The sequence below is a fragment of the Pantoea sp. A4 genome (assembly GCF_000295955.2).
Classification (GTDB): domain Bacteria; phylum Pseudomonadota; class Gammaproteobacteria; order Enterobacterales; family Enterobacteriaceae; genus Pantoea; species Pantoea multigeneris.
Window position 1 is genome coordinate 151,257 of the sequence record NZ_ALXE01000001.1, and the last position, 6,000, is coordinate 157,256.

A 6,000-nucleotide genomic window follows, 5' to 3' on the forward strand; every position below is an offset into this window, starting at 1 on the left:
CTCCAGGTCCTGGCGACCCATTCCCAAGCCGATCTCACTTAAGTATAGTAGCAACGTTTAAAATGAGACCGGGATGTAGAGTGAGTACAACGCTGTTTCGCTGGCCGGTTCGGGTCTACTATGAAGACACTGATGCCGGCGGTGTGGTTTACCACGCCAGCTATATCGCTTTTTATGAACGAGCACGTACCGAAATGCTGCGTCAGCACCATTTCAGTCAGCAAACCCTGTTAGAGCAACAGGTGGGATTTGTGGTACGGCGCATGACGGTTGAGTATCACGCTGCGGCTCGCCTTGATGAACTGCTGGAAATCCAGAGTGAAGTCACGGCAATGACCCGCGCGACGATGACTTTTACCCAGCGTATCGTGAATGCAGAAGGGAAAGTGCTAAACGAAGCCGAAGTCCTGATTGCCTGCATCAACCCACATCTAATGAAGCCGATAGCGCTTCCCAAGTCTATTGTCGCGGAGTTCAAGCAGTGACTGACATGAACATTCTTGATTTGTTCCTGAAGGCGAGCCTTCTGGTCAAACTTATCATGTTGATTTTGATCGGCTTTTCGATTGCCTCATGGGCCATCATTATCCAACGTACCCGAATTTTAAATGCAGCAGGTCGTGAGGCCGAAGCGTTTGAAGATAAATTCTGGTCAGGCATTGAGCTGTCGCGGCTCTATCAGGAAAGCCAGGGGCGTCGTGATGAGCTCGGCGGTTCCGAACAGATCTTCTATGCCGGTTTTAAAGAGTTTGCTCGTCTGCATCGTGCAAATAACCATGCACCGGAAGCCGTTCTTGAAGGTGCCAGCCGTGCGATGCGTATCTCGATGAACCGTGAGCTGGAAAGCCTTGAAGCCCATATTCCCTTCCTGGGCACAGTGGGTTCAATCAGCCCGTATATCGGCCTGTTTGGTACCGTGTGGGGGATCATGCATGCCTTTATCGCCTTGGGTGCGGTAAAACAGGCTACGCTGCAAATGGTAGCTCCGGGTATTGCAGAAGCGTTGATTGCCACCGCAATCGGCCTGTTTGCTGCGATCCCCGCCGTGATGGCATATAACCGTCTGAACCAGCGCGTGAACAAGCTGGAACAGGGTTACGATAACTTCATGGAAGAGTTCACTGCCATCCTGCATCGTCAGGCATTCACCAGCGACAACGCTAAGTAATCAGAGGTAAACGATGGCCAGAGTGCGTGGTCGCGGCCGTCGCGACCTGAAATCGGAAATTAACATTGTTCCGTTACTGGACGTCTTGCTGGTGCTGTTGCTGATCTTCATGGCAACGGCGCCCATCATCACGCAGAGCGTGGAGGTGGATCTGCCGGATGCCACTGATTCCAAAACTGTCTCCAGTGATGATAACCCGCCCGTGATTGTGGAAGTCGCCGGGGTAGGGCAGTACAGCCTGGTCGTGGATCACGATCGTATGTCGCAGCTGCCACCGGAACAGGTGGTGAGTGAAGCGCAACGCCGTCTGCAAGCTAACCCGAAAACAGTCTTCCTGATTGGCGGAGCGAAAGATGTGCCTTACGACGAGATCATCAAGGCGCTTAACCTGTTGCATCAGGCAGGTGTTAAATCTGTCGGTTTGATGACGCAGCCGATTTAAAGCCGAACCGTTTTTGGGAACCGAGAGTGTCGAAGGCAACCGAACAAAACGACAAATTAAAGCGCGCGATAATCATTTCGGTGATTTTGCATATTGTTTTGATCGCGCTACTGATCTGGAGCTCGTTTAACGAGCACGTTGATTCCAGCGGTGGCGGCGGTGGTGGTAGCGATATCGCCGCCGTTATGGTCGATCCCGCGGCCGTCGTTGACCAGTATAATCGTCAACAAAATCAGCGTAGCGATAGCCAGCGCGCCGAGCAGCAGCGCCAGAAACAGGCGCAGCAGCAGGCTGAAGAGTTGCAACAAAAGCAGGCTGCCGAACAGCAGCGTCTGAAGCAGCAAGCTAAAGAGCAACTTCAGGCACAGCAGGAAGCGAAGCAGCAAGCCGCTGAACAGCAGCGCCAGGCCGAAGCTGCGGCTAAGCAGGCAGAACAGCAGCAGAAAGCCGCTGAAGCTGCTGCTGCCCAGGCGAAAGCAGATGCCAAAGCCGAAGCCGTAGCGCAGGCAAAAGCGGCTGAAGCCGCTAAAGAGAAAGCGGTCGAGCAGGCTAAACAGGCCGCTGCTGCGGCTGCCGCGGCAGCGAAGCAACAGGCGGATGCCGCAGCGAAAGCCGCCGCAGCTGAAGCGAAAAAGCAAGCCGAAGCCGATGCGAAAGCCGCTGCCGCCGAGGCGAAGAAGCAAGCGGATGCCCAGGCAAAAGCCGCCGCAGCTGAAGCCAAAAAACAGGCTGAAGCGGATGCCAAGGCTGCTGCCGCTGAGGCGAAAAAGCAGGCGGATGCTGATGCTAAAGCTGCTGCTGCCGAAGCGAAAAAACAGGCGGATGCAGAAGCGAAGAAACAAGCTGCTGCTGAAGCTAAGGCTGCTGCAGCGCAGGAAGCCAAAGAGAAAGCCGCTGAAGAAGCGAAAGCTGCTGCGGCTCAGGCAGCGAAAGATAAAGCAGAAGCTGCGGCTAAGGCCAAAGCAGATGCCGCGGCGAAAGCCAAAGCTGCTGCTGCCGCAAAAGCCAAAGCGGCTGCGGCTGCGGAGAACACCGATGCCGTTGATGACCTGCTGGGTGGCCTCTCATCAGGTAAGAATGCGCCGAAAAGCGGTGCTTCTGCGGGTGCGGCTGGGCAGGGTAATCAGAAGAAAGCCGGTGCTTCTGGTGCGGAGATCAACTCTTACCTGGGTCAGGTCGTGGGGGCTATTCAGAGCCGCTTCTACGATGCGGATTCGTTTAAAGGCAAAGAGTGTAATCTGCGTATCAAGCTGGCACCGGATGGCTTACTGATTGATGTTAAAGCTGAAGGGGGCGATCCGGCGTTATGTCAGGCCGCTATCTCTGCTGCTAAACAGGCACACATTCCTAAGCCACCAAGCCAGGCGGTCTACGAAGTGTTTAAAAATGCCCCAATGCGTTTCAAGCCGGAATAATGCAGTATCTTGCGGCAGGTTGAACTATGTTTAGCTTGCCGTATTAGATTCTAAACCGTGGTTTTCAGGACAAGTGCGAATTATCGTGAACTGAGGTTCAGATAAGGGAGAGAAAATGAAGCAGGCATTTCGTATTACGTTAAGCTTTTTTTTACTGCTGTGGGCAGCGGTTCTCCATGCGGAAGTGCGCATTGAGATCACGCAAGGTGTAAACACTGCACGTCCAATTGGTGTCGTGCCATTCCAGTGGGCCGGTCCAGGGGCTGCGCCAGAAGATATCGGCGGGATCGTTGCCGCTGACTTACGTAACAGCGGTAAGTTTAATCCGCTTGATACGTCACGTTTACCGCAGCAGCCAACGACGGCGCAGGAAGTTCAGCCTGCTGCCTGGAGCGCGCTGGGTATCGACGCTGTCGTGGTCGGTAAAGTGGGTGCCAATCCAGATGGCAGCTATCAGATTTCCTACCAGTTAGTGGACACCGGAGGCGCACCAGGTACGGTACTGGCGCAGAACTCTTATAAAGTGACCAAGCAGTGGCTGCGCTATGCCGGGCACACTGCCAGTGACGAAGTGTTCCAGAAGCTGACCGGTATTAAAGGGGCATTCCGCACCCGTATCGCCTATGTAGTGAAAACCAATGGCGGCCAGTTCCCGTACGAGCTGCGTGTAGCAGACTACGACGGTTACAACCAGTTTGTGGTCCACCGTTCGCCAGAGCCACTGATGTCACCAGCATGGTCACCAGATGGTTCTAAACTGGCTTACGTGACCTTTGAGAGCGGCCAGTCTGCTCTGGTGGTTCAGACCTTGTCTAATGGTGCCATTCGTCAGGTTGCGCGTTTCCCGCGCCACAACGGTGCTCCAGCCTTCTCCCCAGATGGCAGCAAGCTGGCGTTTGCCCTGTCTAAAACCGGCAGCCTGAATCTGTATGTGATGGATTTAGCCTCTGGACAGATCCGCCAGCTGACAGATGGCCGCTATAACAGCACTGAACCAGCATGGTTCCCGGATAGCCAAAGCCTGGCGTATACCTCGGATCAGGCCGGTGCACCACAAGTGTACAAAATCAACGTCAACGGTGGCGCTTCGCAACGCCTGACCTGGGAAGGTGCCCAGAACCAGGATTCCGACGTCTCTGCTGATGGTAAAACTCTGGTGATGGTGAGCACCAATGGTGGTGCGCAGCATATCGCCAAACAAGATCTGGATTCCGGGGCGGTACAAACTTTGTCCAACTCGTATCTGGATGAGACGCCAAGTCTGGCGCCTAACGGCACGATGGTAATCTACAGCTCTACTCAGGGGTATGGTTCCGTGTTGCAGTTGGTCTCAACAGATGGGCGTTTCAAAGCGCGTCTTCCGGCGACAGATGGTCAGGTCTCATTCCCTGCCTGGTCGCCTTATCTGTAATGCATGATAAATGCGTGTGTAAATACGTATAGCAAACAATAATAGGACTAAAACAATGCAACTGAACAAAGTGCTGAAGGGCTTACTGCTGGCTGTGCCAGTTCTCGCGGTAGCGGCATGTAGCTCACACAAAAACAACAACAACGATCAGACTGGCGTTGGCGCAGACAACGGTGCTTACGGCGCTGGCGCTAACGGCGGCAACATGTCTTCAGACGAGCAAGCTCGTCTGCAGATGCAGCAGCTGCAGCAGAACAACATCGTTTACTTCGGTCTGGACAAGTATGACATCCAGTCTGAGTACGCTCAGATGCTGGATCAGCACGCGGCATTCCTGCGTAGCAACCCATCTTACAAAGTGACCATCGAAGGTCATGCGGATGAGCGTGGCACGCCAGAATACAACATCGCGCTGGGCGAGCGTCGTGCTTCTGCAGTGAAAATGTACCTGCAGGGCAAAGGCGTTTCTCCAGACCAGATGTCTATCGTTTCTTACGGTAAAGAGAAGCCGGCTGTTCTGGGTCATGACGAAGCTGCATGGTCTAAAAACCGTCGTGCCGTACTGGTCTACTAAGAGAATCACATGATTAGTAACTTCAGACATCACCTGTTGGGTCTGTCGTTACTGGTTGGCGTAGCGGCCCCTTGGGCCGCTAATGCCCAGGCGTCAATCAGTAGCGTTGGCTCAGGCTCGGTCGAAGACCGTGTCACCACCCTTGAACGAATCACGAATGCTCAGGCACAGCTCATTCAGCAGCTGCAGCAGCAGTTGAACGATACCCAAAGCGATATCGATTCTTTGCGTGGGCAAATCCAGCAAAATACCTATCAGCTCAACCAGGCTGTTGATCGTCAAAAACAGATGTATCAGCAGATGGATAGCATGAGCAGTGGCAGCGCAGCCGCACAGCCGGGCGCAGATGCAGCAGCAGCGGGCGCCGCAGCTGGGGCAGCCGCAGGCGCTGACAGCAGCACACCTGCACCTGCTGCGGCCGCACCGACGCAGAGCGGTGATGCCAATACCGATTACAACGCTGCCGTCTCACTGATTCTCGAAAAGAAACAGTTCGATCAGGCGATTACCGCGCTTCAGGCGTGGGTCAAACGGTATCCGGACTCGACTTATCAGCCAAATGCGAATTATTGGCTGGGGCAGTTGTATTACAACAAGGGCAAAAAGGACGACGCAGCCTACTATTTTGCCACTGTCGTGAAAAACTATCCTAAGTCACCGAAAGCCGCAGAGGCGTTGTTTAAGGTCGGCGTGATCATGCAAGAGAAAAACGACACCGCGAAAGCGAAGGCGGTTTTCCAGCAGGTGATCAAAGTTTACCCAAACAGTGAATCTGCAAAACTCGCGCAAAAACGACTCAATAGTTTGTAATTGTGCTTACCATGACCAGTTTTCGTCTGAATTCTGGTCATGCTGCATGAAAGGTAAGCATATGAACAAATTATTGAAAAATAGGGTTGCGCCATCTCCGTAAATCAGTAATATATGCCGCCGTTGCACCAGCACTTCTAAACAGTGTCTGGCAAGCCGGAAGATGGGTCGTTAGCTCAG

At 53.7% G+C, this 6,000-nt stretch carries 7 protein-coding genes; all 7 read left to right on the top strand.

All coding sequences use genetic code 11. The features are described 5' to 3' along the window. The first annotated feature begins 80 nt into the window (after nucleotides 1-80). The 7 genes from ybgC (at nucleotide 81) to cpoB (ending at nucleotide 5,820) form a co-directional block, all read left to right on the top strand. On the top strand, nucleotides 81-485 hold the full coding sequence (ybgC, locus tag B880_RS0100695) for a tol-pal system-associated acyl-CoA thioesterase (RefSeq protein WP_017345462.1): 405 nt from the start codon (nucleotides 81-83) through the stop codon (nucleotides 483-485). Further along, nucleotides 482-1,168, top strand: a complete 687-nt coding sequence (gene tolQ, locus B880_RS0100700; protein WP_026042338.1) for a Tol-Pal system protein TolQ — start codon at nucleotides 482-484, stop codon at nucleotides 1,166-1,168. The genes ybgC and tolQ overlap by 4 nt, the downstream gene beginning before the upstream one ends. 13 nt (nucleotides 1,169-1,181) lie before the next feature. Continuing rightward, complete coding sequence (gene tolR, locus B880_RS0100705; RefSeq protein ID WP_017345464.1) at nucleotides 1,182-1,610, top strand: colicin uptake protein TolR; 429 nt, start codon at nucleotides 1,182-1,184, stop codon at nucleotides 1,608-1,610. A gap of 26 nt (nucleotides 1,611-1,636) precedes the next feature. Continuing rightward, nucleotides 1,637-3,025 carry a cell envelope integrity protein TolA gene (gene tolA, locus B880_RS0100710; protein ID WP_017345465.1) on the top strand — a complete coding sequence of 463 codons (1,389 nt, stop codon included), beginning with the start codon at nucleotides 1,637-1,639 and terminating at the stop codon, nucleotides 3,023-3,025. 115 nt (nucleotides 3,026-3,140) lie between these two features. Continuing rightward, nucleotides 3,141-4,436 carry a Tol-Pal system beta propeller repeat protein TolB gene (gene tolB, locus B880_RS0100715; protein ID WP_017345466.1) on the top strand — a complete coding sequence of 432 codons (1,296 nt, stop codon included), beginning with the start codon at nucleotides 3,141-3,143 and terminating at the stop codon, nucleotides 4,434-4,436. A gap of 55 nt (nucleotides 4,437-4,491) precedes the next feature. After that, on the top strand, nucleotides 4,492-5,010 hold the full coding sequence (pal, locus tag B880_RS0100720) for a peptidoglycan-associated lipoprotein Pal (protein ID WP_017345467.1): 519 nt from the start codon (nucleotides 4,492-4,494) through the stop codon (nucleotides 5,008-5,010). Between the two features lie 9 nt (nucleotides 5,011-5,019). Beyond that, the gene (gene cpoB / locus B880_RS0100725; protein WP_017345468.1) at nucleotides 5,020-5,820 is read left to right on the top strand and encodes a cell division protein CpoB; all 801 of its coding nucleotides are present in this window, start codon (nucleotides 5,020-5,022) and stop codon (nucleotides 5,818-5,820) included. Nucleotides 5,821-6,000 lie beyond the last annotated feature (180 nt).

What these genes read in the sequence shown, in the direction of transcription:
- tolR (WP_017345464.1), top strand. Translation starts at nt 1,182, where the DNA reads ATGGCCAGAGTGCGTGGTCGCGGCCGTCGCGACCTGAAATCGGAAATT.
- tolB (WP_017345466.1), top strand. Translation starts at nt 3,141, where the DNA reads ATGAAGCAGGCATTTCGTATTACGTTAAGCTTTTTTTTACTGCTGTGG.
- pal (WP_017345467.1), top strand. Translation starts at nt 4,492, where the DNA reads ATGCAACTGAACAAAGTGCTGAAGGGCTTACTGCTGGCTGTGCCAGTT.
- cpoB (WP_017345468.1), top strand. Translation starts at nt 5,020, where the DNA reads ATGATTAGTAACTTCAGACATCACCTGTTGGGTCTGTCGTTACTGGTT.